The organism is Streptomyces sp. NPDC018833, assembly GCF_044390825.1.
GTDB lineage: Bacteria > Actinomycetota > Actinomycetes > Streptomycetales > Streptomycetaceae > Streptomyces.
Genome location: NZ_JBIRZM010000003.1, coordinates 538809 through 563183, shown reverse-complemented (window position 1 = coordinate 563183; position 24375 = coordinate 538809). Strand labels below are relative to the sequence as shown.

At 72.0% G+C, this 24375-nt stretch carries 24 protein-coding genes; 10 read left to right on the top strand and 14 right to left on the bottom strand.

The features are described 5' to 3' along the window. Positions 1-7: 7 nt before the first annotated feature. Together ACH5AF_RS09745 and ACH5AF_RS09740 are read right to left on the bottom strand one after the other, a co-directional pair. The gene (locus tag ACH5AF_RS09745) at positions 8-1279 is read right to left on the bottom strand and encodes an ATP-binding protein (protein WP_398900994.1); all 1272 of its coding nucleotides are present in this window, start codon (positions 1277-1279) and stop codon (positions 8-10) included. Positions 1280-1291: 12 nt separating this feature from the next. Next, positions 1292-1969, bottom strand: coding sequence for a response regulator transcription factor (locus tag ACH5AF_RS09740; RefSeq protein ID WP_398900993.1), 678 nt, complete (start codon positions 1967-1969; stop codon positions 1292-1294). 467 nt (positions 1970-2436) lie between these two features. Between ACH5AF_RS09740 and ACH5AF_RS09735 the strand changes: the two genes are divergently transcribed. Next, a complete protein-coding gene (locus tag ACH5AF_RS09735) occupies positions 2437-3936 on the top strand; it encodes a peptide MFS transporter (RefSeq protein ID WP_398900991.1) in 1500 nt (499 codons plus the stop codon). Positions 3937-4083: 147 nt separating this feature from the next. Here the strand turns inward: ACH5AF_RS09735 and ACH5AF_RS09730 are convergent, their stop codons facing one another. The 6 genes from ACH5AF_RS09730 to ACH5AF_RS09705 form a co-directional block, all read right to left on the bottom strand. Continuing rightward, the gene (locus ACH5AF_RS09730) at positions 4084-5475 is read right to left on the bottom strand and encodes a hypothetical protein (protein ID WP_398901024.1); all 1392 of its coding nucleotides are present in this window, start codon (positions 5473-5475) and stop codon (positions 4084-4086) included. A gap of 14 nt (positions 5476-5489) precedes the next feature. After that, on the bottom strand, positions 5490-6494 hold the full coding sequence (locus ACH5AF_RS09725) for a hypothetical protein (RefSeq protein ID WP_398900990.1): 1005 nt from the start codon (positions 6492-6494) through the stop codon (positions 5490-5492). Between the two features lie 2 nt (positions 6495-6496). Then, entirely contained in the window at positions 6497-7426 is a 930-nt protein-coding gene (locus tag ACH5AF_RS09720) for a hypothetical protein (protein ID WP_398900989.1), read from the bottom strand. Further along, positions 7387-8046: a peptidase gene (locus ACH5AF_RS09715; RefSeq protein WP_398900987.1), complete on the bottom strand. Its 660-nt coding sequence runs from the start codon at positions 8044-8046 to the stop codon at positions 7387-7389. Before ACH5AF_RS09715 ends, ACH5AF_RS09720 begins: the two co-directional genes overlap by 40 nt. 153 nt (positions 8047-8199) lie before the next feature. Then, on the bottom strand, positions 8200-8709 hold the full coding sequence (locus ACH5AF_RS09710) for an ATP-binding protein (RefSeq protein ID WP_398900986.1): 510 nt from the start codon (positions 8707-8709) through the stop codon (positions 8200-8202). 179 nt (positions 8710-8888) lie between these two features. After that, positions 8889-9257 carry an STAS domain-containing protein gene (locus ACH5AF_RS09705; RefSeq protein ID WP_398900985.1) on the bottom strand — a complete coding sequence of 123 codons (369 nt, stop codon included), beginning with the start codon at positions 9255-9257 and terminating at the stop codon, positions 8889-8891. Between the two features lie 275 nt (positions 9258-9532). On the opposite strand from ACH5AF_RS09705, the gene ACH5AF_RS09700 reads away from it, so the two are divergent. Continuing rightward, positions 9533-10489, top strand: a complete 957-nt coding sequence (locus ACH5AF_RS09700; RefSeq protein ID WP_398900983.1) for an RNA polymerase sigma factor SigF — start codon at positions 9533-9535, stop codon at positions 10487-10489. A gap of 53 nt (positions 10490-10542) precedes the next feature. On the opposite strand, the gene ACH5AF_RS09695 is transcribed toward ACH5AF_RS09700, so the two are convergent. Next, positions 10543-11244, bottom strand: coding sequence for an aspartate/glutamate racemase family protein (locus ACH5AF_RS09695; protein ID WP_398900982.1), 702 nt, complete (start codon positions 11242-11244; stop codon positions 10543-10545). A 90-nt stretch (positions 11245-11334) separates the two neighbouring features. Between ACH5AF_RS09695 and ACH5AF_RS09690 the strand changes: the two genes are divergently transcribed. Further along, the gene (locus ACH5AF_RS09690) at positions 11335-12207 is read left to right on the top strand and encodes an NAD(P)H-binding protein (RefSeq protein WP_398900981.1); all 873 of its coding nucleotides are present in this window, start codon (positions 11335-11337) and stop codon (positions 12205-12207) included. Between the two features lie 7 nt (positions 12208-12214). Here the strand turns inward: ACH5AF_RS09690 and hutI are convergent, their stop codons facing one another. From hutI to hutU, 4 genes are all read right to left on the bottom strand, one after another. Continuing rightward, positions 12215-13381 carry an imidazolonepropionase gene (gene hutI, locus ACH5AF_RS09685; RefSeq protein ID WP_398900980.1) on the bottom strand — a complete coding sequence of 389 codons (1167 nt, stop codon included), beginning with the start codon at positions 13379-13381 and terminating at the stop codon, positions 12215-12217. 312 nt (positions 13382-13693) lie between these two features. Beyond that, a complete protein-coding gene (locus tag ACH5AF_RS09680) occupies positions 13694-15040 on the bottom strand; it encodes a formimidoylglutamate deiminase (RefSeq protein WP_398900979.1) in 1347 nt (448 codons plus the stop codon). Beyond that, the gene (locus ACH5AF_RS09675; RefSeq protein WP_398901023.1) at positions 15031-16245 is read right to left on the bottom strand and encodes an allantoate amidohydrolase; all 1215 of its coding nucleotides are present in this window, start codon (positions 16243-16245) and stop codon (positions 15031-15033) included. Before ACH5AF_RS09675 ends, ACH5AF_RS09680 begins: the two co-directional genes overlap by 10 nt. A gap of 41 nt (positions 16246-16286) precedes the next feature. Continuing rightward, positions 16287-17945, bottom strand: a complete 1659-nt coding sequence (gene hutU, locus ACH5AF_RS09670) for a urocanate hydratase (protein WP_398900977.1) — start codon at positions 17943-17945, stop codon at positions 16287-16289. A 139-nt stretch (positions 17946-18084) separates the two neighbouring features. On the opposite strand from hutU, the gene ACH5AF_RS09665 reads away from it, so the two are divergent. The 7 genes from ACH5AF_RS09665 to ACH5AF_RS09635 all read left to right on the top strand — a co-directional run bounded on the left by ACH5AF_RS09665 (position 18085) and on the right by ACH5AF_RS09635 (position 23722). Further along, entirely contained in the window at positions 18085-19455 is a 1371-nt protein-coding gene (locus ACH5AF_RS09665; RefSeq protein WP_398900976.1) for a diaminopimelate decarboxylase, read from the top strand. A 58-nt stretch (positions 19456-19513) separates the two neighbouring features. Further along, the gene (locus tag ACH5AF_RS09660) at positions 19514-19978 is read left to right on the top strand and encodes an SRPBCC family protein (RefSeq protein WP_398900975.1); all 465 of its coding nucleotides are present in this window, start codon (positions 19514-19516) and stop codon (positions 19976-19978) included. A gap of 103 nt (positions 19979-20081) precedes the next feature. Further along, positions 20082-21455 (top strand): APC family permease, encoded by a 1374-nt coding sequence (locus ACH5AF_RS09655; protein WP_398900973.1) that lies wholly within the window; start codon positions 20082-20084, stop codon positions 21453-21455. Positions 21456-21601: 146 nt separating this feature from the next. Beyond that, positions 21602-22003, top strand: coding sequence for a hypothetical protein (locus ACH5AF_RS09650; RefSeq protein ID WP_398900971.1), 402 nt, complete (start codon positions 21602-21604; stop codon positions 22001-22003). Next, complete coding sequence (locus ACH5AF_RS09645; RefSeq protein ID WP_398900970.1) at positions 22000-22773, top strand: transcriptional regulator; 774 nt, start codon at positions 22000-22002, stop codon at positions 22771-22773. Before ACH5AF_RS09650 ends, ACH5AF_RS09645 begins: the two co-directional genes overlap by 4 nt. A gap of 79 nt (positions 22774-22852) precedes the next feature. Continuing rightward, complete coding sequence (locus ACH5AF_RS09640; protein ID WP_398900969.1) at positions 22853-23239, top strand: roadblock/LC7 domain-containing protein; 387 nt, start codon at positions 22853-22855, stop codon at positions 23237-23239. Between the two features lie 111 nt (positions 23240-23350). Beyond that, positions 23351-23722, top strand: a complete 372-nt coding sequence (locus tag ACH5AF_RS09635; protein WP_398900967.1) for a hypothetical protein — start codon at positions 23351-23353, stop codon at positions 23720-23722. A 10-nt stretch (positions 23723-23732) separates the two neighbouring features. On the opposite strand, the gene ACH5AF_RS09630 is transcribed toward ACH5AF_RS09635, so the two are convergent. Beyond that, on the bottom strand, positions 23733-24296 hold the full coding sequence (locus tag ACH5AF_RS09630) for a hypothetical protein (RefSeq protein ID WP_398900966.1): 564 nt from the start codon (positions 24294-24296) through the stop codon (positions 23733-23735). Between the last annotated feature and the right edge of the window lie 79 nt (positions 24297-24375).

Below are 24375 nucleotides of genomic sequence, written 5' to 3'. Positions count from 1 at the left end.
CCGGTCGTCACCGCACCGTCGGCTTGTCGTCCTCGCCCTTGCGCCTGCGCGCGACCCTGCTGAGGAACAGGGCGAAGACCGGCGGGTGTTGCTGAAGCAGTTCCAGCCTGCCGCCGTCCGCCTCCGCGAGGTCCCGGGCCACCGCCAGCCCGATACCGGTGGAGTTGCGGCCGCTGATCGTCCGCTCGAAGATGCGCGCCCCGAGATCCGCCGGAACGCCCGGCCCCTCGTCGGTCACCTCGACGACGGCCTGGTTGCCGGTCACCCGGGTCCGTACCGCGACCGTGCCGCCGCCGTGCATGAGGGAGTTCTCGATGAGCGCGGCGAGCACCTGGGCGACCGCGCCGGGGGTGCCGACCGCCCGCATGCCGCGCCGGCCGGAGTGGACGATCGCGCGGCCCGCGCTGCGGTAGGCCGGGCGCCACTCCTCCAACTGCTGCTTGACGACCTCGTCGAGGTCGAAGGCGACGGCGGACCCGATCCGGGGGTCTCGTGAATTCGTCAGGAGGCGCTGCACGACGTCGGTGAGCCGCTCGACCTGGTTCAGCGCGAGGCTCGCCTCCTCCTTCACGGTCGCGAGATCGTCCGTGACCGTGATCTCCTCCAGCCGCATCGACAGCGCGGTCAGCGGGGTGCGCAGCTGGTGGGAGGCGTCCGCGGCGAGCCTGCGCTCGGCGGTGAGCATCCGGGCGATCCGCTCGGCGCTGGCGTCCAGCACATCGGCGACCCGGTCCAGCTCGGGAACCCCGTAGCGCCGGTGGCGGGGGCGCGGGTCGCCGGAGCCGAGGCGCTCGGCGGTCTCGGCGAGGTCGGTGAGGGGCGCGGCGAGCCGGTTTCCCTGCCGGACGGCGAGCAGGACGGCCGCGACGACAGCGACCAGGGCCACCGCGCCGATGATCAGCAGCGACCGGCCCACCTCGCGGGTCACCACCGAGCGCGACTCCTCCACGGTGACGGTGATGTCCCGCTCGCCCTCGGCCACGCCGCGGATGACGCTGCCGGCGGGCCGCTTGCCGATCTCTATGGGGGCGCGGCCCGCGATACGGATCACGGCGTAGCGGGTGACGTCGCCCTGCCGGGCGATGATGTCGGGATTGACCGGCTCCCCGCCGACCAGCCTGCTGTCGACGATGCTCGCCAGGCGCACCGCCTCCGAGTCCACACTCTCCTGGGCGCTGCTGCTGATGGTGCGGGTCTCGACGAGGACGAGCGAGACGCCGAAGACGGCGATGACGACGAGCACCACGGCGAGCGTGGAGTTGATCAGGCGGCGGCGCATGGCGGCTGCTTGTCAGGACTTCTCGAAGCGGAAGCCGACGCCGCGCACGGTCGCGATGTACCGGGGGTTGGCCGCGTCGTCGCCGAGCTTCTTGCGCAGCCAGGAGATGTGCATGTCCAGGGTCTTGGTGGACGACCACCAGGTGGTGTCCCAGACCTCGCGCATCAGCTGATCGCGGGTGACGACCCGGCCGGCGTCCCGCACGAGGACACGCAACAGGTCGAACTCCTTGGCGGTGAGCTGCAGTTCCTCCTCGCCCATCCAGGCCCGGTGCGACTCGACGTCGATCCGCACGCCGTGCGTGGCGGGGGCGGGCGCGGGCTCGCTGGCACCGCGCCGGAGCAGGGCCCGGACCCGGGCGAGCAGTTCGGCGAGGCGGAAGGGCTTGGTGACGTAGTCGTCGGCGCCCGCGTCCAGGCCGACCACGGTGTCCACCTCGTCCGCGCGGGCGGTCAGCACCAGGATCGGCACGGTGTGACCGTCGGCGCGCAGCCGCCGGGCGACCTCCAGGCCGTCCATCCCGGGCAGCCCCAGGTCGAGCACCACGAGATCGACTCCGCCCGCGAGTCCGGTGTCGAGTGCGGTCGGACCGTCCTCGCGCACCTCCACCTCGTACCCCTCCCGGCGCAGGGCTCGCGCCAGTGGCTCGGAGATGGATGCGTCGTCCTCGGCGAGCAGTACACGCGTCATGAAGGTGATGGTAGTCCGCGTGGAGCAACCATCGGGGCGTGATCCACAAGGGCTCCGAGTTGGTGATGAGATCCTGGTTACGACCTTCGATTAAGGGCAGAAGGCTCCGTGATCACCTGTGATTCATGTCTCAAGTCATTTCATATGGCGCAGTGTCATGACGTATCGTGGCGCGGCACCCGAAGTGGTGACTGGGCCTTTGGCATGCCGTGCGCGCCAAAGGTCTCATTTCTGCAAAGGGTGGCCCTGCCGTCTTGACGGCAGCGAGAAGTGAATGACCTGTCGGCCGGGCCCCACGCGTGACAGCGCGCAGGGCATGGAGCCCGGTGGGGCCGTTCCGCGTCCGCATCCTCGTCCCCACGACGAGCGAGGGTGGGGTCCGGGCGGATCCCGCACCGGTGCCGGCCGCCCCCACCGGGCGCGTCACGCTCACGAAGCGCCGCGTCCCGAGCAAGCGAGGATCGACCATGGCGTCCAGCCTGACGAGGGACTCGGCCAGTACCGCTGGCCAGGAGAAGACGTTCCTCGGCCACCCCCGCGGTCTGGCCAATCTCTTCATGACCGAGATGTGGGAGCGCTACAGCTTCTACGGCATGCGGGCTCTGCTCGTGCTCTACCTGTCGGCGACCGTGGCCAAGGGCGGTCTCGGCTTCGACACGGCCACGGCCGTCGCCATCTACTCCGTGTACAACGCCATGGTCTACCTGCTCGCCCTGCCGGGCGGCTGGTTCGGTGACCGCCTTTGGGGAGCGCGGAAGACCGTCGCGATCTCCGGCACGATCATCATGGTCGGCCACTTCATGCTGGCGCTCCCGATGGAGATCTCCTTCTTCATCGGTCTGGCGCTCATCGCCGCCGGCTCCGGTCTGCTCAAGGCCAACATCTCCACGATGGTCGGTCACCTCTACCGGGACAAGAACGACCCGCGCCGTGACGGTGGCTTCACGATCTTCTACATGGGCATCAACCTCGGTGCCTTCGTCGCCCCGCTGACGATCGGTTACGTGGGCGAGAAGATCAACTGGCACTACGGCTTCGCCATGGCCGGTGTCGGCATGGCCCTCGGCCTCGTCTTCTTCTTCCTGGGCCTGCGCAACCTGGCCCCGGAGTCCAACCAGGTGCCCGCCCCGCTGTCGGACGCCGAGCGCGTCGGCATCATCAAGAAGGCCCTGATCTGGCTCGCCGTCGCGGCCGCCGCCTACGGCCTCGTCGGCCTGTCGGGCTCCTTCACCATCGACTGGGTCCTGTGGCCGCTGACCGTCCTCGGTCTGGTCCTGCCCGCGTGGTACCTGATCCGCATCAAGCGCGACACCGACCTGGAGCCCGTCGAGCGCTCCCGGATGTCGGCGTACGTCTGGTTCTTCGTTGCCGCCGCCGTCTTCTGGGGTATCTACGACCAGACCGGTTCCACGCTGAGCCTGTTCGCCGAGAACAACACCTCGGGCTCCCTGTTCGGCTTCGACTTCCCGGCCAGCTGGTTCCAGTCGCTGAACCCGCTGTACGTGATGGCGCTCGCCCCCGTCTTCGCCTGGCTGTGGGTGGGGCTGGCCCGCCGCTCCAAGGAGCCGAGCACCCTGGTCAAGTTCACCCAGGGCCTCGTCCTCATCGGTGCCTCGTTCTTCGTGATGATGCTGGCCCAGGCCGCCTCCGCGGGCGGTGTCATGGTCACTCCGCTGTGGCTGTGCTCGGTCTACCTGATTCAGACCGTCGGTGAGCTGACCCTCTCGCCGGTCGGCCTGTCGCTGACCACGAAGCTGGCGCCGGCCAAGTACGCGTCCCAGATGATGGGTGTCTGGTTCCTGGCCGTCACCGCCGGTGACTCGGTCATCGCCCTGCTTCAGCTGATCGGCGCGCCGACGGACACCGAGTGGTGGTTCGCCTCCCAGGGCGCCCTCGCGGTGCTCGGCGGCGTCGCGATCTTCATGTACCGCAAGAAGGTGCAGCCGCTCATGGGCGGCGTGCACTGACACCCCCCGCACGGGCACGGAGGGCCGCCGCACCGGATTCGGTGCGGCGGCCCTCCGCCGTTCAGTGCCTCCGGGCCGGTTCGGCCCGTTCGGGCCGGGGTTGGACGTTCGGGCCGGGGTTGGACGTTCGGGCCGGCGTTCGGGCTGTCAGCGCGTGCCGCGCAGGCGCTGCCACGGCGTGAATGTGAAGACGGCGCCGCCCAGCAGGATCACCGTGCCCGCCACGAGGGCCAGGGCACGCAGCGCCGCGGTGTCCTCGGCGCCGGTCTGGGCGAGGCCGCCGCTCGTCGACGAACCGCCCGACGACGCGGCCGAGTCGCCTCCGGACGCGGACGTGCCGCCCGAGGCACCGCCCGGCTGGGCCGAGGTGTCCAGCTCCAGGGAGAACGGCACGTCGGCGGGCGGGGTGCAGGTGGTGGTCGTGCCGAGTGCCTTGACCGTGAGGACGCCGGGGGTGAGCGTGGTCTTCCCCGTGGCGCCCGGCTTGTGGACGCCCGTCAGGTCGGGGATCTCGATCGGGTCCCCGGCCTTGATGGGCTCCTTGTTCGTCGGGCCCTCGACATGGACGAAGCCCTTGTCGGCGCCGCCGAGTTTCACCTCCATGGACGGCTTGACCGAGTCCTTGGGGATATCGGCCGGGCTGTCCATGACGGACTTCGAGAACTTCACCGTGATGCCGTAGTCGCCGCCCTTCTTCGCGGCGTTGATACGGACCGGGGAGGTGGCCTCCTTGCCTCCGATGGGCGTCTTGCAGGAGTAGTGGACGCTGACCTCCTTGCCCTCGAAGTCGGTCTGGCCGCCACCACCGCCGCCGCTCGTTCCACCCGAGGTGCTGCCGCCCGAGCTTCCGCCCGAACTGCCGCCGCTGCTCGTGCCCCCGTCGGTCGTACCGCCGGAGCTGCCGCCGCTGCTCGTGCCCCCGGAGGTCGTTCCTCCGTCCGTTGTACCGCCGGAGGTCGTGCCTCCAGAAGTCGTGCCGCCGGAGGTCGTGCCGCCGGAGGTGGTGCCCCCGCCGTCCGTCACCTTGATCGTCGCTCCGACCCCGACGGTCTCCTCAGGCGTGCACTTCGTGTCCGTCGAGATCGGCTTCGAGACGTTGATGGCGTACGCCCCCGGTATCAGCGTGATCTCGCCCGCCCTCTCCAGCTTCAGCGTGCCCTTCATGTCGGGCAGCACCATGGGGCTGTTCTTCGGGATCGGCGGGTTCTGCCGCGGGCCCTCCATCGCCAGGTCGCCCGTCGCCGCGCCGCCGAGCGTGAGCGTGCCGGTGGGTTTGACGGTGTCCTTCGCCAGGTCCAGGATGTCCGGGTTCTTGGACGCGGCCTGGACCGTCTTCCAGATGATCTCGATCTCGTCGCCGACCTTGGCCTCCGCGGGCGCGGAGATCTGCACCGTGGTCGTGCCCTGTACGGGTGGCAGGCCGGAGATCGGGGGCGGAATGCACTCCGTCGCGTACGAGACCTCTGCGGCCTCGGCGGGGCTCGCGGCCAGCAGGATCCCCGCGCCGCCGAGCATCAGCGCGACCCCGGCCGCGCTCATCCTCCGTTGCGTTCTCACGAATGTCCCTTCGTCGTGGGCCGTTCGGTCCGGTTCTCTGACGGTGCGGAGTCAGGGGTGAACCACGGCAGTGCCGCCGTGGTGGTCGAGGGGGCCGCGGGCGGGCGGACCCGGCCGGAGCGGCGGGCGTGGCGCGAGCCCGGCGGACGTACCCGGTCGACGATCGCCATGCCGATGCGGAACAGCGCCGTGGGGACGACCACGACCAGCAGGATCCAGAAGACGGTCACGCCCCAGGGCCGGCCGACGCCCCACGGCTGCTCGGCGATGACCTTGCCGCCGTACTTCACCGAGACCGAGTAGTCGCCGTGGGCGCCCGCCGCGAGCCGGACGGGCAGCTCGATCCGCGCCCTGCGCCCTGGCGCGATCGTCCCGCGCCACTGCTGTTCCTCCCACTGGGGCGCGAACACGCCGTGCGCCGTGCCCACCTGGAAGAGGGGGTCCTTCACCGGCGTCGTCCCGACGTTGCCCACGGTGAACTCCAGCGTGCGGGTGGGCGGGGCGCCGAAGCGGACGAGCAGGCCGGACTCGCCCCGCAGCCGGGTGCCGGTCACGACGGCGAGACGGCCACCGCCCGTCTGCTCGGGGAGCGGCGCGGTGGGATGCCCGGCGACGACGAACTCGGCGTCCACCACCTGCTGTTCCCCGGTCACGGTGGCGACGTGCACGACGCAGGGACACGGTTCGGGCGGCTCGGCGACCGGCAACCGCTTCTCGAACGAGCCCCGGGAGTCTGTGGTCACCGCACGGCCGTCGGCGTTGGCACAGGAGTTGGTGCCGCCGATGACGCCCGTGCCCGGGGCGGAGCTTCCGCAGATGAGCAGGATCAGCAGGGTCTCGGCCCGCCAGCCGGTACCGCTGACCGTGATGTCCCCACCCTTGCCGGCCTGGGACGCGGAGAGCTCGACGGCCGGCGTGGGCGCGGACGCACCGAGGGCGGGGGCGGCGGGCAGGAGGAGGAGCAGGACGGCCAACAGGGCGGCCAGCAGGGCTCGTTGCATGGTCAGGCTCCTGCTCCCGCCGGTCGGCGTTCGGGGACGGTGCGCGGACGGCGGCGGCGCAGCAGACGGCGGAGGACCAAGGCCGCCGCGGCGGCCGGGCAGGTCAGCAGTGCCGCCGTCACCGGCCGGGCCGCGAAGGTCGTGGAGGACGTCGCCTCGGCCCGGGCGGCTCCGGGCGCCGTCGCCGTCACCCGCAGGTCCACGGCGTCCAGGTGGGGCGGGTCGGACCAGCGTTCGGTGAGCGCGATCCGGCGGCCGGGCGGGAGCTCGGCGCGCGGGCGGGCCGCACGATGCAGGACCTCGCCGAAGAGGCCGTCCGCGCGGAACGCCACGCTCGGCGTCAGCGTGATGTTGCCGCGGTTGACGAGGGCGTAGCGGATCGAGCCGTTCGCGTACGACACGTCCTCGACCGTGAGCGCTGCCAACGTGGGGCCGCCCACCCGCAGATGGAGTCGTACCGGTTCCTCGCGGCCCGCGCCGGACGCCGTGATCGTCACCGTCCGGCCGCCCGGCGGGGTGTCCACGGGGAGGGTGACGGTGAACGGAACCTTCGCGCGGGTGCGGGCGGGAACGGTGACGGTACGGGCGGCGAGCGCGATCCACAGCCCCGCGGCCTCGGCCCGCAGTCGCAGGGTGACCGGCTCAGTGGCCCGGTTCGTCACCGTCAGCCGGTCCTCCAGAACGGCGCCCGGGGGGCCCTCCAGATACAGGTGGTCCCGGTCCGCCGCCCATGTCCCGGACGCCACCGCAGCCGAACCCGCCGCCCACGGCCAGGACCCCGCCACAGCCGAACCCGCCGCCGCATCCGCCGCAGGGGCGTCGGGCACGGCCGCCGCCGGGACGAGGGGTGCCGCCGTGAGAGCGAGGGCGAGCGCGAGCACGGCCCGCACGGTCAGTCCGCGGCCCGGGCGCCGCCGCGCCGGGTCAGCCACAGGACTCCCGCGGCACCGGTGAGCAGCACCGTCCCGCCGAGCGTGCCGAGCGCCAACGCCGAGTCCAGCGGGCCCGTCCTCGGCAGCTCGGACGCGGAGGCGCCGCCCACGGCCGTGACGTCCAGTGCCAGCGACGGACCGGGGCTGTTCCGGGGCGTACACGTCGTCGTCGTACCGAGTGCCTTGATCGTCAGCACGCCCGCGGTGAAGGTGACCTTGCCGCTCCGGCGTGGCGTGTAGGTGCCCGACAGGTCGTTGATCCTGATAGGCGTGTTCGCGGGGATCGCCTCGGCATTGGCAGGTCCCGAGACCCGCACCTCTCCCGGGTCGGCGCCGCCCACCTCGATGACGGCGCTCGGGTTCATCGCACCCTTGCCCAGCTCGACCGGGCTGGAGGAGACACCCTTCTCGAAGGACATCGTGAGCCGGTAGGCGCTGCCGCTCTTCTCCGCCCTGATGTCGATCGGCGAGACCGCACCCTTGGGGCCGATGGGGGTCCGGCACTGGTAGTCGACGTCGACGACGGCGGCCTGCGCGGCGGGGGCGGCGATCAGCACTGCCGAGCCCGCCGCGGCGGCCGCCGCCGCGAGAGCTGTCCGCTTGCGGTTCCGGTACGACACCTCGGTTCCCCTCGTGCGCACATGGACTGACGGCTTACTGACGGCACATCAGATCGGGCGCTCAAGGTACGCCGGGGGCCCTGGGGAGGGAAGACAAAGAGCACGCCGTATCGACGTGCTCCACAAGAGATTCGGCAAGGTGCCGCCCCATGCTCACGCTGGTGCGGCGAGCTCGGCCCACACCGTCTTGCCCGGCGAACCGGGCTTGCGCAGAACGCCCCAGTCCAGGCAGAGGCGTTGGACGATGAACATGCCGTGACCACCGGGCCGCCCCGCCCGGTGCGGGGTGCGCGGCGCGGGCTGGCCCGTACCGCGGTCGGTGACCTCCAGCCGCAGCACCTTCCCGTCGCATCCGATGCGCAGCTCCTCGGGGCCTTCTGCGTGCAGGCAGGCATTGGTGACCAGCTCGGAGACCACCAGCAGCACGTCCTCGGCCGCCGCCCTGCGGTCTGCCGTCCCGGCGGGCAGCCAGCCCCAGTCGTGGAGGGCCTGCCGGGTGAAGTCGCGGGCAAGCGGAACGATCCCGCTGGCGCTGCCGAGCGCGAGGCTGCGCACCGTCCCGCCGACCGGCGACGCGGCGGATACGGGGACGGTCGGCGCCGCGGCGGCGGCTCCCGGCTCGGGGCCGAGATCGCCCGGCTGTTGCTGCCGGGTGGTGCTCATCAGCGCTTCACCTCACCGATTCACCGGTTCACCAGTTCGCCATGGATTGAGTACGCAGAGTGCTGGGCGTTCAACGTTCCGCGGAGGTTCTCCTGCCCGGCCGAATCGTGACAACACCCACTAGGTCGTCGCGACGCACGTGACGCTGACAACAGGGGGCGGGCGGGCCGGAAGCAGGGTCAGTCGGACAGGGCCGCTTCGAGGGAGTCGTGCACGGTGAAGACCGCCTCGGCTCCGGTGATCTCGAAGACTCTCGCCACTACGGGCTGCATCCCGGCCAAATGGACCCCTCCCCCAGCGGCCTCGGCTTTCAGCCGGGCACCGAGCAGAACATTGAGTCCGGTGGAGTCGCAGAATTCGAGCCGTGAGCAGTCGATCACGAGGCGCACACGGCCTCGCTCGAGCGCCTCGTCCAAGGGCGCGCGCAGCAGTTCGGCGGTGTGGTGATCCAGCTCACCCGCCGGTTGCACAATCTCGCTGCGACCCTCGGTCCGAACCTCGACCTGAAGTCGGCCCCGATTCACGCTGCCGACCGTCTCGCGGTCCATGCCCGTCCCTCTTCGCCGTGTCGTCCACCGTTTTTCGTGTCGCACGTCACATCGCCGCCGCCCGGGCGGCGCAGGACGCCCGTCGAACCCTACGCCTTCCCGGCGTCGACCGGTACCCGAACTCCCCCATAAACCGGACATACATGACATATGACACTTGCGATCGCCCCTGGTCAACGGGTAGGGCTAGTAAGGACACACCCGACACGGCCGGCTTTGGAGGCGCCGCTCACCGCAGCAGCATGCATGGCATCGGCAGCCGTATGCCGAGAACGATGGAGGACACCATGTCACCCCGGCTCGACGCACCGCGTACCCCCACCGCGCCGTCGGCACCCCTTGACCCCACGTCCGCTCCCGACCCCGGCCCCGCCGGTGCGGCCGCGACCGCGGCCCTCGGGCAGCAGCATTTCGAGGGACTGGAAGGCCTTGCGGATCTGCCGGCGATTCCGCCCTGCGACGAGGTGGACTCGCTGGACGCCCGAGCGCTGTCGAAGACGCTCTTCGCGCGGCTCACGACCCTCGAAGAGGGCACACACGAGTACGCCTACGTCCGCAACACCCTGATCGAACTCAACCTGGCTCTCGTCAAGTTCGCCGCGTCACGCTTCCGCACGCGCAGCGAGCCGATGGAGGACATCGTCCAGGTCGGGACGATCGGCCTGATCAAGGCGATCGACCGGTTCGAGCTCAGCCGCGGCGTCGAGTTCCCCACGTTCGCGATGCCGACCATCATCGGCGAGATCAAGCGCTTCTTCCGGGACACGTCCTGGTCGGTGCGGGTGCCGCGGCGGCTGCAGGAGCTGCGCCTGGATCTCGCGAAGGCGGGTGACGAGCTCTCCCAGCGGCTGGACCGCGCGCCCACCGTCGACGAGCTCGCCGAACGCCTGGACATCAGCCGTGACGAGGTCGTCGAGGGCATGGCGGCGAGCAACGCGTACACCGCGAGCTCGCTGGACGCCCAGCCCGAGGAGGACGACACCGAGAGCGCGCTCGCCGACCGCATCGGCTACGAGGACCACGGACTCGAAGGCATCGAGTACATCGAGTCGCTCAAGCCGATGATCGCGGGCCTGCCGTCGCGGGACCGCACGATCCTCAGCCTGCGGTTCGTGGCCAACATGACGCAGTCGGAGATCGGCGAGGAACTCGGCATCTCACAGATGCACGTGTCCAGGCTGCTGACGAAGACGCTGGTCAAGATGCGCAAGGCGCTCACTCTCGAGGAGTGAGCCGACACCTCCCCTCGTCCCGTAAGGGCCCGTTCCGCCAAAGGAACGGGCCCTTACGGTGCCTGCGGTGCCAGCGCGGCCGTCACCGCCGCCTCCGCGTGCAGCCGGGTCGTCGGGAACACCGGCACCCGGCTGTCGTCCGCGCCGATGAGCAGCTCGATCTCCGTGCAGCCGAGGATCACGCCCTCGGCGCCGCGTGCCACCAGCCCGTCGATGACCTGCCGGTACGCGGCCCGGGACTCCTCGCGCACGACTCCGAGGCACAGCTCCTCGTAGATCACCCGGTGGACCAGGGCGCGCTCCGCGGCGTGCGGGGTGAGGACCGTGAGGCCGTGAGAGGCCAGCCGGTCACGGTAGAAGTCCTGCTCCATGGTGAAGGCGGTACCCAGCAGTCCGACGGTGGCAAGGCCCTGGGCGCGTACGGCGCCGGCGGTGGCGTCCGCGAGGTGCAGCAGCGGCACACCGACCGCCGCCTGCACCTGGTCCGCCACCTTGTGCATGGTGTTGGTGCAGATCAGCAGCAGCTCGGCGCCCGCCGCCGCCAGACCCTTCGCCACCTCGGCGAGGATGTCGCCGGCCCGCTGCCACTCGCCCGCGGCCTGGAGTGCCTCGATCTCGGCGAAGTCCACCGAGTGCAGCACGCATCGGGCGGAGTGGAGCCCGCCGAGGCGCTGTCGTACGAGCTCGTTGAGCAGCCGGTAGTACTCCGCGCTGGACTCCCAGCTCATGCCGCCGATCAGTCCGATGGTTCGCATCGGCCCACTGTCGCATGTCGCACCCCGCGCGGGCGCGGCCGCCCGTGACACTGGTCGGCACAGCCCCGGTCGTACGAGAGGACACCTGCCATGCCCCCAGTCATCGCGGTCACCGGAGCGAGCGGACGCGTCGGCGGCCGGGTGGCGGCCAGGCTCTCCGCGGCGGGCCTCGCGACCCGGCTGGTGGGCCGCGACCCGGCGCGGCTGCCGGACCTGCCCGACGCCGCCGTCGCGCCGCCCGCCTCCTACGGGGACGGCGAGGCGATGCGGGCGGCGCTGGACGGGGCGGACACCCTGTTCCTGGTCTCGGCGCACGAGTCGCCCGGCCGGGTGCAGGAGCACCACACGGCCGTGGACGCGGCGCTCGCCGTGGGCATCGAGCGGATCGTGTACGTGTCGTTCGTGGGCGCCGCGCCGGACGCGACGTTCACGTTCGCCCGCGACCACTTCCACACCGAGGAGTACATCCGCGGCCGCGGGGTGCACCACACGTTCCTGCGGGACAACTTCTACCTGGCCGCGTTCCCCGCGATGACCGGCGCGGACGGGATGCTGCGCGGTCCGGCCGGACAGGGCAGGGTGGCCGCCGTGGCCCACGACGACATCGCCGACGCGGCGGCGGCCGTGCTGCTCGACGGGGTCGGCCCGCACGACCGCGCGGTGTACGACCTGACCGGTCCCACCGCGTTCTCCCTCGCCGAGGCCGCGGCCGAGCTGACCCGCGCCGCGGGCCGCACCGTGCGCTATGTCCCCGAGTCGCACGACGAGGCGTACGCCTCCCGCGCCCATTACGGCGCCGCGGAGTGGGAGGTGACCGGCTGGGTGACCTCGTACGAGGCGATGGCCGCCGGCGAGATGGCCGCGGTCTCGGACGCGGTGCCGCGGCTGACGGGGCACCCGGCGCAGTCGCTGCGCGACTATCTGGCCGAGCACCCGCGCAGCTACGCGCACCTTCTGCCCTAGACCCGCCTCAGACCCGCTTCCCGGCCCGCCACACGTCGCGCACCAGCGGCACTCCGGGCCGGTAGGCGAGGTGGACATGGCTCGGGGCGTCGAGCAGGGCGAGGTCGGCCCGGGCTCCGGGGGTGAGGCGGCCGACGTCCGTGCGGCGCAGGGCGGCCGCGCCACCCGCCGTCGCGGACCACAGCGCCTCGTCGGGTGTCATCCCCATGTCGCGTACGGCGAGCGCGATGCAGAACGGCATCGACGACGTGAACGACGAGCCGGGGTTGCAGTCCGTCGACAGCGCGACCGTCACGCCCGCGTCGATGAGCCGGCGTGCGTCGGGCCACTCGGCGCGGGTGGAGAACTCGGCGCCCGGCAGCAGGGTCGCGACCGTGGCGCCGTTCGCGAGCGCGTCGACGTCCGCATCGGTGAGGTGGGTGCAGTGGTCGGCGGATGCGGCATCGAGCTCGACGGCGAGCTGGACGCCAGGGCCGTGACCGAGCTGGTTGGCGTGGACGCGGGGCACGAGGCCCTTCGCCCTGCCCGCGGTGAGGATCGCACGGGCCTGGTCGCCGTCGAAGGCCCCCTTCTCGCAGAAGACGTCGATCCAGCGGGCGTGCGGCGCGCAGGCGTCCAGCATCTCGCCGGTGACGAGGGCGACGTAGGCCGCCGGGTCGTCGGCGTAGTCGGGGGACACGATGTGCGCGCCGAGGAACGTCACCTCGTCGGTGTGCCGGGCGGCGATGCGCAGCGCCCTGGCCTCGTCCTCGACGGTCAGGCCGTAACCGGACTTGGTCTCGAACGTGGTCGTGCCCTGGCGCAGGGCCTCGTCGAGGTAGCGGGTGAGGTTGGCCTCCAGTTCCTCGTCGCTCGCGGCGCGGGTGGCGGCGACGGTGGTGCGGATGCCGCCGGCGGAGTAGGCACGGCCGGACATGCGGGCGTTGAACTCCTGGGTACGGTCCCCCGCGAAAACGAGGTGCGAGTGGGAGTCCACGAACCCGGGGATGCAGGCGCGCCCCTGGGCGTCGTGCCGCGTGTCGGCGTCGGGCGCGTCCTTCGCGGACCCGGCCCAGGCGACGCGGTCGCCGTCGATGACGAGCGCGGCGTCGTCGATGAGTCCGAGGGGGCCGTTGCCGAGGGCGGGGTCGTTGGTCACGAGGGTGGCGATGTTGGTGACGAGGGTGGTGGTCATGGGGTCCTTTCCGGGAGTCTTTCCTTCCCCACCCCGCCCCTTCCCGTAACCGGGGCAAGCCCCGGACCCGTACCGCGCGCCGTGGGGTGTCCGGGGTCTCCCCCTACGGCCTGGCGCCCGTGGGTGGCCCCCCGGCGAAGCCAGGGGAGTGCCCCCGGACGGGCTGATTCTCGCTCCGCGAAATCCAGCCCCGCCGGCGTTTGAGGCGCTGGGGGTCCCGCACGCCCTCAGGGCGTAGGAGACGGGGTCCGGGGGCAGAGCCCCCGGTAAAGGGAGGGAAGGGGGCGGGGTGGGGAACAATGCAGCGCGTCACTACCGCAGCGCGGCCACCGCCTCCGCCAACGCCGGCCCCGCGTCCGGGACCGTGGCATGGGACCCGTCGCGCACGATCCGGCGGCCCCCGACCACCACGTCCCGCACATCCGCCGCGCACGCCGCGAAGACCGCCGTCTCCGCGCCCAGCCCCGGCACCGGTCCGGCCGTGCGCACCGACTCCAGCGTGAGGGTGGTGAAGTCGGCGAGGGCGCCCTGCTCCAGGCGGCCCGCGTCGGGCCAGCCGAGTGCGGCGTGGCCGTCGGCCGTCGCGGCGCGCAGCAGCGCCGCCGCCGTCCAGTGGCCGCGGGTACGCGAGCGGAGCCGTTCGTCGAGCTCCATCGCCCGCGCCTCCTCGAACAGGTCGATCACCGCGTGGCTGTCGCTGCCGAGCGACAGCGGCGAGCCCGCCGCCTGCAGCGCGGGGGCGGGGCCGATGCCGTCGGCGAGGTCGCGTTCCGTCGTGGGGCACATGCAGGTGCCCGTCGCCGTGCCGCCGAGCAGGGCGATGTCGTCGTCCGTGAGGTGGGTGTTGTGCACGCCGGTCGTGCGCGGGCCGAGGACGCCGTGGTCGGCGAGCAGCCGGGTCGGTGTGACCCCGTGCGCCGCGAGGCAGGCGTCGTTCTCCGCGGTCTGCTCGGAGAGGTGGACATGCAGGGGCGCGTTGCGAGCGGACGCCCAGGACGCGACGGTCGACAGCTGCTCCGCCGGGACGGCCCGTACGGAATGGATCGCCGCTCCGATGCGTACCTGCTCGCCGTCCTTCAGCGCGTCGGCGCGTTGTGCCCAGGCGTCCGCCGTGCCGTCGGAGAACCGCAGTTGGTGCGGGTTCGGCGGTTCGCCGCTGTGCTTGTTCCTGATGGCGGAGGAGAGATACGCCGTGTCGAGCAGCGTGATGCGGATGCCCGCCTCGGCCGCCGCCGCGATCAGGGCCTCGCCCATGGCGTTGGGGTCGGAGTAGGGCGCGCCGCCGGGCGCGTGGTGGACGTAGTGGAACTCGCCGACCGCCGTGATCCCGGCGAGCGCCATCTCGGCGTACACCGCGCGGGCCAGCGTGAAGTACGTGTCGGGGGACAGCCGCGACGCGACCTGGTACATCACCTCGCGCCAGGTCCAGAACGTGCCGCTGCCGACCTGGACGGTGCCGCGCAGTGCCCGGTGGAAGGCGTGCGAGTGGGCGTTCGCCAGGCCGGGGACGGTGAGCCCGCGCAGGACCACCGCCCCGGGCGGCGGGCCGCCGGCCCCCGTACGGACGGCCGTGATACGCCCGTCGCGGACCTCCAGGGCCACGCCCGGCTCGACGTGGGCGCCGAGCCATGCGTGTTCCAGCCAGTACGTCACCTGCACGCCAGGCCCTCCAGTACGTCGGCGAGTGCGATCACCCCGGCCACGCAGTCGTCCTCGGGCGCGAATTCGGCCGGGGAGTGCGAGACGCCGGTGGGGTTGCGTACGAACAGCATGGCGGTCGGGACGGACGCGGACAGGATTCCCGCGTCGTGTCCGGCACCCGTGCCGAGGACCGGCACGGCACCGCCGAGGATCCTGTTCAGCTCGTCGCGCAGGGCGTGCTCGAAGTCGATCACCGGGGTGAAGGACTCCCGTACGACGGTCAGATCCACGCCGTCGCGGTCCGCGCGTTCCTTCGCCGCGTGCTCGATCGCCGTGACGACGGTGTCGAGCGCCGCCTGGTCGGGGGCGCGCGAGTCGAGCCAGCCGCGGACGAGGGAGGGGATGGCGTTGACGCCGTTCGGCTCGACGGAGACCTTGCCGAAGGTGGCGACGGCGCCCGCGAGTTCCGCCTCACGGCGGGCCGCGAGCACGGTCTGCGCGTACGTCAGCATCGGGTCGCGCCGGTCGACGAGGCGGGTGGTGCCGGCGTGGTTGGCCTCGCCGTGGAAGTCGAAGCGCCAGCGGCCGTGGGGCCAGATGGCGGAGGCGATGCCGACCGCGTGGCCCGTCCCCGCGGCGGAGCCGCTGTCCATTGCAGCGAGCGCGCGGCCCTGCTCGACATGCAGCTCGACGAAGGCACCGATGCGGGCGAGCCGTTCGGGGTCGGGCCCGATGGCGGCGGGGTCGTACCCGGCCGCCTCCATCGCCTGCGGAAGGCTGATCCCGTCGCCGTCGCGCAGCTCGTACGCGGCCTCCCGCGTCAGCTGCCCGGCGCTGAGCCGGGAGCCGACGCAGGCGAGCCCGAACCGGGCGCCCTCCTCGTCGCCGAAGTTGGTGACGGCGAGCGGCCGGGTGAACTCCGCACCCCTGCGGCGCAGTTCGTCGAGCGCGGCGAAGGAGGACACGACACCGAGCGGGCCGTCGAAGGCTCCGCCGTCGGGGACCGAGTCGAGGTGGGAGCCGGTGACGACGGCGTCACCGGCGGTGGGGTCGCCGAGCCAGGCCCACTGGTTGCCGTTGCGGTCGGTCTCGTACGTGAGCCCGCGCGCCTCGGCCTGCTCCCGGAACCAGGCACGGCACTCGGCGTCGGCGCCGGTCCAGGCGTAGCGGCGGTACCCGCGGGTGCGGGCGTCCCGCCCGATGGGCAGGAGCTCCCGCCACATCTGCGTGAACGACCGGCCGGCGGCGCCCGCGGCGCCGTCGGTCACGACTCCTCCCGCATGGGGATGCGGACGTTCTTGTCGGTGGCGACGGTCTCGGCGATGTCGTAGCCGGCGTCGACGTGGCGGATGACGCCCATGCCCGGGTCGTTGGTCAGCACCCGGCGGACCTTCTCGCCCGCGAGCTTCGTGCCGTCCGCGACCGTGACCTGACCGGCGTGGAGGGAGCGGCCCATTCCCACTCCGCCACCGTGGTGGATGGACACCCAGGAGGCGCCCGAGGCCACGTTCACCATCGCGTTCAGCAGCGGCCAGTCCGCGATCGCGTCCGAACCGTCCAGCATCGCCTCGGTCTCCCGGTACGGCGAGGCCACCGAACCGCAGTCCAGGTGATCCCGGCCGATCGCCAGCGGCGCCGCCAGCTCACCGGAGGCGACCATGTCGTTGAACCGCTCACCGGCCTTGTCCCGCTCGCCGTAGCCCAGCCAGCAGATCCGCGCCGGCAGGCCCTGGAAGTGGACGCGCTCGCCCGCCATCTTGATCCAGCGCGCCAGGGACTCGTTCTCCGGGAAGAGCTCCAGCATCGCCTTGTCGGTCTTGTGGATGTCCGAGGCCTCGCCCGAGAGCGCCGCCCAGCGGAACGGGCCCTTGCCCTCGCAGAACAGCGGCCGGATGTAGGCGGGGACGAAGCCGGGGAAGGCGAACGCCCGCTCGTAGCCCGCGAGCTGGGCCTCGCCGCGGATCGAGTTGCCGTAGTCGAAGACCTCGGCGCCCGCGTCCATGAAGCCGACCATGGCCTCCACGTGCCGGGCCATGGAGTCACGGGCCCGGGTGGTGAACCCGGCCGGGTCCTTCGCCGCGTACGCCTGCATGTCGCCGAAGTCGACGCCGACGGGGAGGTACGACAGGGGGTCGTGCGCGCTGGTCTGGTCGGTGACGATGTCGATGGGCGCGCTCTCGGCGAGCATGTGTGGAAGGAGGTCCGCCGCGTTGCCCAGCAGGCCGATGGAGAGCGGGCGGCGCGCATCGCGGGCCTCGACCGCCAGCTGGAGGGCGTGCTCCAGGGAGTCGGCCTCCACGTCCAGGTAGCGGTGCTCGATACGGCGCTCGATCGCGCGCGGGTCGCAGTCGATGCAGATCGCGACGCCGTCGTTCATGGTGACGGCGAGCGGCTGGGCGCCACCCATGCCGCCGAGCCCGGCGGTCAGCGTGATCGTCCCCGCCAGCGTGCCGTTGAACTTCTTCGCGGCGACGGCGGCGAACGTCTCGTAGGTGCCCTGCAGGATCCCCTGCGTGCCGATGTAGATCCACGACCCGGCCGTCATCTGGCCGTACATCGTCAGACCCAGCTGCTCCAGACGCCGGAACTCCTCCCAGTTCGCCCAGTCGCCGACCAGGTTGGAGTTCGCGATCAGCACCCGCGGCGCCCACTCGTGGGTCTGCATGACGCCGACGGGACGGCCTGACTGCACGAGCATCGTCTCGTCCTGCTTCAGGGTCCGCAGCGTGCGCACCATGGCATCGAACGAGCGCCAGTCCCGCGCCGCCTTGCCCGTGCCTCCGTACACCACCAGCTTGTCCGGATGCTCCGCCACCTCCGGATCCAGGTTGTTCTGCAGCATCCGCAACGCGGCCTCCTGCTGCCAACCCAGGGCGCTCAGCTCCGTACCGCGCGGCGCCCGAACGGGGCGGGGTCCTGACATGGCGATGCCTCCTCGCGACAGCGACTACGACGACCCTCGAATGTGGATCTCCTATTCACATCCTGTACGTCTGAATAGTTTTAGTCAACAGCTGCGGTGCGACCGGCCGGATGATTGGCTGAAGGGCATGACCGCGGACATGACTGCCGACCTGGCTGCCGACTTGACTGCCGACCTGGCTGCCGAGCGTCGGAACCTGGCCGTGCGCGCGGCCGTGGACCAGGGAGTTCTCTCCGAGGCGGAGCCCGTGACCGCCCTGCTCGACGTGGCGGGAATCCGAGCGTCGGCCGCCGCCCTGCGCGCTGCGTTCGCCGCGGTCACCGACGCCCCCGTGCTGCACGCCTTCGCCGTCAAGGCCGCGCCGCTCGTACCGGTCCTCGCCCTGCTGCACGCCGAGGGCATCGGCACGGAGGTCGCGAGCTCCGGGGAGCTGGCGCTCGCCCGGGCCGCGGGCCTGCCGCCCGGGCTGACCGTGCTGGACTCCCCCGCCAAGTCCGCCGCCGAGCTGCGCGAGGCGCTCGCCCTCGGGATCGCGGTCAACGCGGACAACGTCCAGGAACTCGCCCGTCTCGACGCCCTGACGGCCGAGGGGCCGACGGCCTCCCCCGTGGGCCTGCGGGTCAATCCCCAGGTCGGCGGCGGCTCGATCGGCGCGCTGTCGACGGCGACCGCGACCTCCAAGTTCGGGTTCGCGCTCACCGACGAGGGGGCCAGGGAAGCGGTCGTACACGCGTTCCTGGCGCGGCCCTGGCTCACCCGGCTGCACACCCACTCCGGCTCCCAGGGGATCGCGCTCGCGCGCATGGCCCAGGGCGTCCTCGCCGTGTACGAGCTGGCCGAAGAGATCAACGCGGCGGCCGGACGCCGCCAGGTCGACACGATCGACATCGGCGGTGGCCTGCCGGTGAACTTCGCCTCCGACGAGCACACGCCGACCTTTGCCGAGTACGCGCGGCAGCTGAAGGAGCACGTGCCGGGCCTCTTCGACGGCCGCTACGGACTGGTCACCGAGTTCGGCCGGTCGCTGATCGCCAAGCACGGCGTCGTCCTCGCCCGCGTCGAGTACGCAAAGACGGCGGGCGGCCGCCACATCGCCGTCACCCACGCCGGCGTCCAGGTCGCCACCCGCACCGTCTACGACCCCGTGTCCTGGCCGCTGCGCATCGCCGCGTACGACGGCAAGGGCCTGCCGCGGTCGGGACCGGAGGTGGAGCAGGACGTCGCGGGACCGGCCTGCTTCGCCGGTGACCTGCTCGCCGAGAGGCGGGCGCTGCCGCTGCTGGAGCAGGGCGACGTGATTGCGGCGCTCGACACGGGCGCGTACTACTTCTCCAGCCACTACGGCTACAACAGCCTGCCCAGGCCCGCCGTGCACGGCTTCACCACCGGCCCCGAGGGGGTCCGCTTCACCCGCGTACGGGCCGCCCAGACCCTCGACGAGATCGTCGCGGAGTCCGGCGGAGCTCAGCGGGACGCCCTCCTCGGCCGAGCCCCCGCCCGACGGCCCTGATCGGCCGACGCGCCGTGGCGCGGGGGCGATCGCCGGACGCCGGTGGTTCCATGGACCCATGGCCACCAGCAGTGTCGTCGTCGAGCGCATGATCCTCGCGGAGCCCGGCGCCGTGTGGCAGGCCCTCACCGACATCCAGGGCTGGGAGCGCATCCTCAGCGGCGTGGAGCGGATCGAGGTGCTCTCGTCCGGCGGCTTCGGCGTGGGCACCCGGTGGCGCGAGACCCGGCGGATGCTCGGCCGGCAGGCCACGGAGGAGATGTACGTGACGGCCTGCGAGCCGCCCGGGCGCTATGTCGTCGAGGCGGACTCCCAAGGCACCCACTACATCTCGGAGTTCAGGCTGCTGCCGGCGGGCCGGGACTCGACGACGGTCCGCATCACCTTCGGCGCCAAGCTGCCCGGGGGCTTCATGGGCCTGCTCGCGAAGGTCCTCGGCGGGCTCGGCGCCAGAGCCGTGCGCAACGCGGTCACCAGGGACCTGCACGACGTTGCCGCCGCTGTCGAGCGCCGGGGCGACTGACCGGACACCCGCGTCCGGCGGGTCCGCCGCACGGGTGGCGGCACGCATCACGCACAGCACGCAGGGCAGAAACCTTCCCATCCGACTCCGGGAGAGGTGTTCCATGGCCACATCCGAAGCGTCCGAGGCACCAGCGGCGGAGGGCGGGCTCAAACGGGCCATCGGGCCCAAGCTGCTGATCTTCTTCGTGATCGGCGACATCCTCGGCACCGGCATCTACGCCACCACCGGCAAGGTGGCGGGCAAGGTCGGCGGGGCGCTGTGGCTGCCGTTCGCGATCGGCTTCGTGGTCGCCATCCTGACGGCCGCGTCGTACGTGGAGCTGGTCGGCAAGTACCCGAAGGCCGCCGGGGCGGCGCTGTACACCCAGAAGGCGTTCAAGGTCCCCTTCCTGACCTTCATCGTCGCGTTCATGGTGATGTGCTCCGGTTTGTCCTCGGCGAGCGCGGCCGCCCGTGCCTTCGGCGGGGACTACTTCCAGGAGTTCACCGACGCCGTCCCGCCGACGCTCATCGCGATCGTCTTCATCCTCGCCCTCGCCGCACTGGCACTGCGGGGCGTGTCGGAGTCCGTGAAGACCAATATGGTGCTGACCCTCGTCGAACTCACCGGCCTCGTGGTGGTCCTGGGCATCGGCGCCTGGGCGGTGGTGACCGGCGACGGGGAGCCGTCCCGGCTGGGTGAGTTCCAGGCGTCCGGCACCGGATACGCGCTGATCACGAGCGTCCTCGGGGCGACGGCGCTGGGCTTCTTCGCGTTCGTCGGATTCGAGGACTCGGTCAACATGGCCGAGGAGACCCGTGATCCGGTCCGTACGTTCCCCCGCGCGATCTTCACCGGTGTCGCCGTCACCGGCACCATCTATGTGCTCGTCGCGCTGGTGTCCTCGCTGCTCGTCGACTACCGCACGCTGGAGCAGTCGAGCGGCCCGCTGCTGGAGGTGGTCAAGGCGGGCGGCGTCGCCTTCCCGCCGAAACTCTTCGCGCTGATCGCCCTGTTCGCGGTCACCAACTCGGCCCTGATCAACATCATGATGGCCTCCCGGCTCTGCTACGGGCTGGCCAACGAGAAGGTGCTGCCGCGCGGCATGGGAAAGGTCCTCCGCAGGCGCCGCACCCCCGTCACCGGCATCGTGTTCGTGACGCTGCTGGCCGTCGGGCTGGTGTCGACGGGCGAGATCGCCGGGCTCGGCGACACCACCGCGTTCCTGCTGCTCTGCGTCTTCACCGTGGTCAACGTGGCCGTCCTGGTGCTGCGCAAGGACCGCGTGGAACACCGGCACTTCCGCACGCCGACGATCCTGCCGGTCCTCGGCGCCGTCACCTCGCTGATCCTCGCCAGCCCGCTGGCCGACCGGGCGGCGGACGTCTACATCAGAGCCGGTGTGCTGATCGGCATCGGCATCGTGCTGTGGGGAGTCAACAAACTGGTGATGAGGGTGCGCCACGAGGAGGAGGCAGGCACCCGCGCCGGATAGGCCTCGGACGGGGGTGAACCCTATCGGGCGCACGCATGTTCCGTTGGAAAATGCCAGAACTCACCCCCAGCGGGCGCCACGTTGAGTAACCTCTCCGTCACGCCGTGCCGGTTGCGCGGCGCACCGAGGCGGGGAGGGGAGTCCGCGTGCCCGGAATCGACGAGTGCCTGCTGCAAGCCATGGTGGTGCCCGGGGCCCGGGGAGCCTCCATCGTTGACTGGACCAGCGGCCTCGCCCTCGGCACCGTCGGGGAGACCCCCGGCGGCGACCACGAGGCCACCGCGGCCGAGACGGCCGAACTGGCCAGGATGGCCGCCGAGTACCCGTCCTTCGCGACCGACGAGCCCCCGGCACCCGACGGCGCCAAGGGGTTACCCGTCGAGGACCTCATCGTCACCACCCGCACCGGATACCACGTGATGCGGTTCGTGGAGACCACGTTCGACAGCAGTGTGTTCCTGCATCTGTGGCTCGACCGGGACACCGGCAATCTGGCGCTCGCCCGGCTGCGCCTCGCGGACCTCGCAGAGCGGCTGGTCCTCGGATGACCGCAGCGGCCACGGCCGTTTCCCCCATGCTCGTGCGGCTGGCCGAGGAGCGTGCCACCGGCGTCCTGGTCCGTGACCACGGGGCCCTCTACCTCGCCGACGGCCAGGTGGTGCACGCCGAGAGCCCGGCAGCACCCGGCCTCGACGTGCTGCTGACCGCCGGCGGCCAACTGGCCCCCGAAGGCTGGCAGGAGGCGGTGGCCAGGGCCGGCGCACGCCGCGAGGTGGCACGCTTCCTCGTCGACAGCGGCCAGGTCACCGGCGGCGCACTGGAGATCTGCCACCTCGGTGCCCTCCACGACGCCGCGTTCTTCGCCCTGGCGCCCTGCAGCGGACCGACCCGCTTCCGCTACGGCGTCGCGCACTGGATCGGCACCGTGCGCCCCGTGCCCGCCGCGGCCGTCGTCCGGGAGGCCCGTCGGCGGCGCGGGCTGCTCGACTCCGTGTGGCCGCACCCCGGGGTTGACACCGCACCGCTGCGCCGCCGTCCGCCGGGCCACGGCGCCACGGCCACCCGCAGACAGCGGACGCTGCTGGAGCTGGCCGACGGTGTGCGCACCCCGCCGGCGATCGCCCGGGCCGTCGGCCGGCCCGCCTTCAACACTCTGATCGAGGTACGGCGGATGGCCGCCGCAGGGCTCGTCGAGACACCGTCGGAGCCCGTCGCGCCCGCCCCCGCCCCGCTGCCCGACTGGGTCGCCGGATTCCCCGCCGACCCGGACATCGCCCTGTTACGCCGGCTCCGCGACGCTCTGGAGGCAAGCCTGTGACCCACCGCACGACCCACCGGGCCCTGCGCACACCGTCATGAGGCGTGCTTTGAGGCTGCGCGCCGAGAGGAGACAGCTCATGACGGCCGAGACCGAGGTGCTCGGTGAACTCAGAAGACTGCGCGCTCGTGTGCCGCAGCTGACCGGTGCGCTCGCCGCGAGCGTCGACGGCCTGGTGCTGGCGACCGACACTCCGGACGCGGAGGGCGTCGCAGCGCTCACCGCCGCCGCGCTCGGGGTCGCGCTGCGGCTGACCGAGGCGACCGGACAGGGCGGCTTCAAGGAGCTGCTCGTACGGGGCGAGGCGGGCTACATCGCCACCTATGCGGCCGGCTCGTCGGCCGTGCTCACCGTACTGGCCGAGCCGCGTATCAACGTGGGCCGGCTCCATCTCGAGGCCCGCCGAGCCTGTGTCCGTGTCGGGGCGCTGGTGGACGCCGCCCTCGAACGACCGCAGGAGGCCTGACACATGGCCGCCGCCCCCGCAGACCCACCCGCACGAAACCGCACCGGAACGACCCACAACAGAACCACCGCAAGAACGACAACCAACCGACGGAAGGAACGTGCGCCTGCCATGGCCAACACCGAGACCGCGCTCAAGGAAGCCACCACCATCGAAGGTGCCATCGGCGCCGCGCTCGTCGACTACACCAGCGGCATGGCGCTGGGCACCATCGGCGGCGGCAAGGACCTGGACCTCACCGTCGCCGCCGCCGGGAACACGGACGTGGTCCGCGCCAAGGTCCGCACCATGGAGCACCTGGGCCTCAAGGACGAGATCGAGGACATCCTGATCACCCTCGGCTCGCAGTACCACCTGATCCGCCTGATGAAGGGCCGCGGCGCAAACGGCCTGTTCCTGTACCTGGCGTTGGACAAGGAGCGCGCGAACCTGGCGATGGCGAGGCACCAGTTGAAGAAGATCGAGGCCGAACTGGAGGTCTGACCCAGCCCGCTCACCTCCGGCGCCGCGCCCCTCCGGGCGCGGCGTCCCCGGCCGCGATCCCGGTGGTGGTATAGCCCTTGACCCGCTTGCCGGCCGGGCCCTGCGCCAGCCAGTCGGTGCGCAGCCAGAGCAGGGTCTCCTCCGCCCGCTCCCGCCGTCCGAGCCAGAGCGCCTTGGCCCACAGGCCCGCCCCCGCGCCCGCGAGCAGCGCGCCGCCCACGACCGGCACGGCGAACGACGAGCCGACGGCGGCCAGGAAGGCGAGCACCAGCCACCAGCGGTGGGCGCGCCGTCGCAGCCGCAGCGTCACGCGCCGGTCCTGGAGTATGTCGTGGCGTCCCGCGCGCGTGGCGCAGCCGGCCAGGTGCGTGTAGCGACGGCGCCGGGCGAGTGCGCCGACGGCGGAGGTCACGAGGAAGACCGCCGCGGAGGCGAGGAGCCCGATCCGGCGGCCGGTGAGCCCCGGTACCAGGGTGCCGATCCCCGCGGCGAGCACGCCGAGCCACCACAGGGGAGCCGCCCCCGCCCGTACCGCCACCGCCACTCGCGCCAACGACTGCGCCCCGCGCCCCACTGCAAAGTCCTTTCCGCCGAGTTCCGCCCAGTTACGTCGAGCTGCCGTTCCGGCGGGAGAGTAGCGGCCGTTTCTGAGC

What these genes read in the sequence shown, in the direction of transcription:
- hutI (WP_398900980.1), bottom strand. Translation starts at nt 13,381, where the DNA reads ATGACCACCACCCTCGTCACCAACATCGCCACCCTCGTGACCAACGAC.
- ACH5AF_RS09640 (WP_398900969.1), top strand. Translation starts at nt 22,853, where the DNA reads ATGACGGCCGAGACCGAGGTGCTCGGTGAACTCAGAAGACTGCGCGCT.
- ACH5AF_RS09690 (WP_398900981.1), top strand. Translation starts at nt 11,335, where the DNA reads ATGCCCCCAGTCATCGCGGTCACCGGAGCGAGCGGACGCGTCGGCGGC.
- ACH5AF_RS09700 (WP_398900983.1), top strand. Translation starts at nt 9,533, where the DNA reads ATGGAGGACACCATGTCACCCCGGCTCGACGCACCGCGTACCCCCACC.
- ACH5AF_RS09705 (WP_398900985.1), bottom strand. Translation starts at nt 9,257, where the DNA reads ATGGACCGCGAGACGGTCGGCAGCGTGAATCGGGGCCGACTTCAGGTC.
- ACH5AF_RS09655 (WP_398900973.1), top strand. Translation starts at nt 20,082, where the DNA reads ATGGCCACATCCGAAGCGTCCGAGGCACCAGCGGCGGAGGGCGGGCTC.
- ACH5AF_RS09710 (WP_398900986.1), bottom strand. Translation starts at nt 8,709, where the DNA reads ATGAGCACCACCCGGCAGCAACAGCCGGGCGATCTCGGCCCCGAGCCG.
- ACH5AF_RS09645 (WP_398900970.1), top strand. Translation starts at nt 22,000, where the DNA reads ATGACCGCAGCGGCCACGGCCGTTTCCCCCATGCTCGTGCGGCTGGCC.
- ACH5AF_RS09695 (WP_398900982.1), bottom strand. Translation starts at nt 11,244, where the DNA reads ATGCGAACCATCGGACTGATCGGCGGCATGAGCTGGGAGTCCAGCGCG.
- ACH5AF_RS09725 (WP_398900990.1), bottom strand. Translation starts at nt 6,494, where the DNA reads ATGCAACGAGCCCTGCTGGCCGCCCTGTTGGCCGTCCTGCTCCTCCTC.
- ACH5AF_RS09730 (WP_398901024.1), bottom strand. Translation starts at nt 5,475, where the DNA reads ATGAGCGCGGCCGGGGTCGCGCTGATGCTCGGCGGCGCGGGGATCCTG.
- ACH5AF_RS09745 (WP_398900994.1), bottom strand. Translation starts at nt 1,279, where the DNA reads ATGCGCCGCCGCCTGATCAACTCCACGCTCGCCGTGGTGCTCGTCGTC.
- hutU (WP_398900977.1), bottom strand. Translation starts at nt 17,945, where the DNA reads ATGTCAGGACCCCGCCCCGTTCGGGCGCCGCGCGGTACGGAGCTGAGC.
- ACH5AF_RS09675 (WP_398901023.1), bottom strand. Translation starts at nt 16,245, where the DNA reads ATGTGGCGGGAGCTCCTGCCCATCGGGCGGGACGCCCGCACCCGCGGG.
- ACH5AF_RS09660 (WP_398900975.1), top strand. Translation starts at nt 19,514, where the DNA reads ATGGCCACCAGCAGTGTCGTCGTCGAGCGCATGATCCTCGCGGAGCCC.
- ACH5AF_RS09635 (WP_398900967.1), top strand. Translation starts at nt 23,351, where the DNA reads ATGGCCAACACCGAGACCGCGCTCAAGGAAGCCACCACCATCGAAGGT.
- ACH5AF_RS09735 (WP_398900991.1), top strand. Translation starts at nt 2,437, where the DNA reads ATGGCGTCCAGCCTGACGAGGGACTCGGCCAGTACCGCTGGCCAGGAG.
- ACH5AF_RS09740 (WP_398900993.1), bottom strand. Translation starts at nt 1,969, where the DNA reads ATGACGCGTGTACTGCTCGCCGAGGACGACGCATCCATCTCCGAGCCA.
- ACH5AF_RS09665 (WP_398900976.1), top strand. Translation starts at nt 18,085, where the DNA reads ATGACTGCCGACCTGGCTGCCGACTTGACTGCCGACCTGGCTGCCGAG.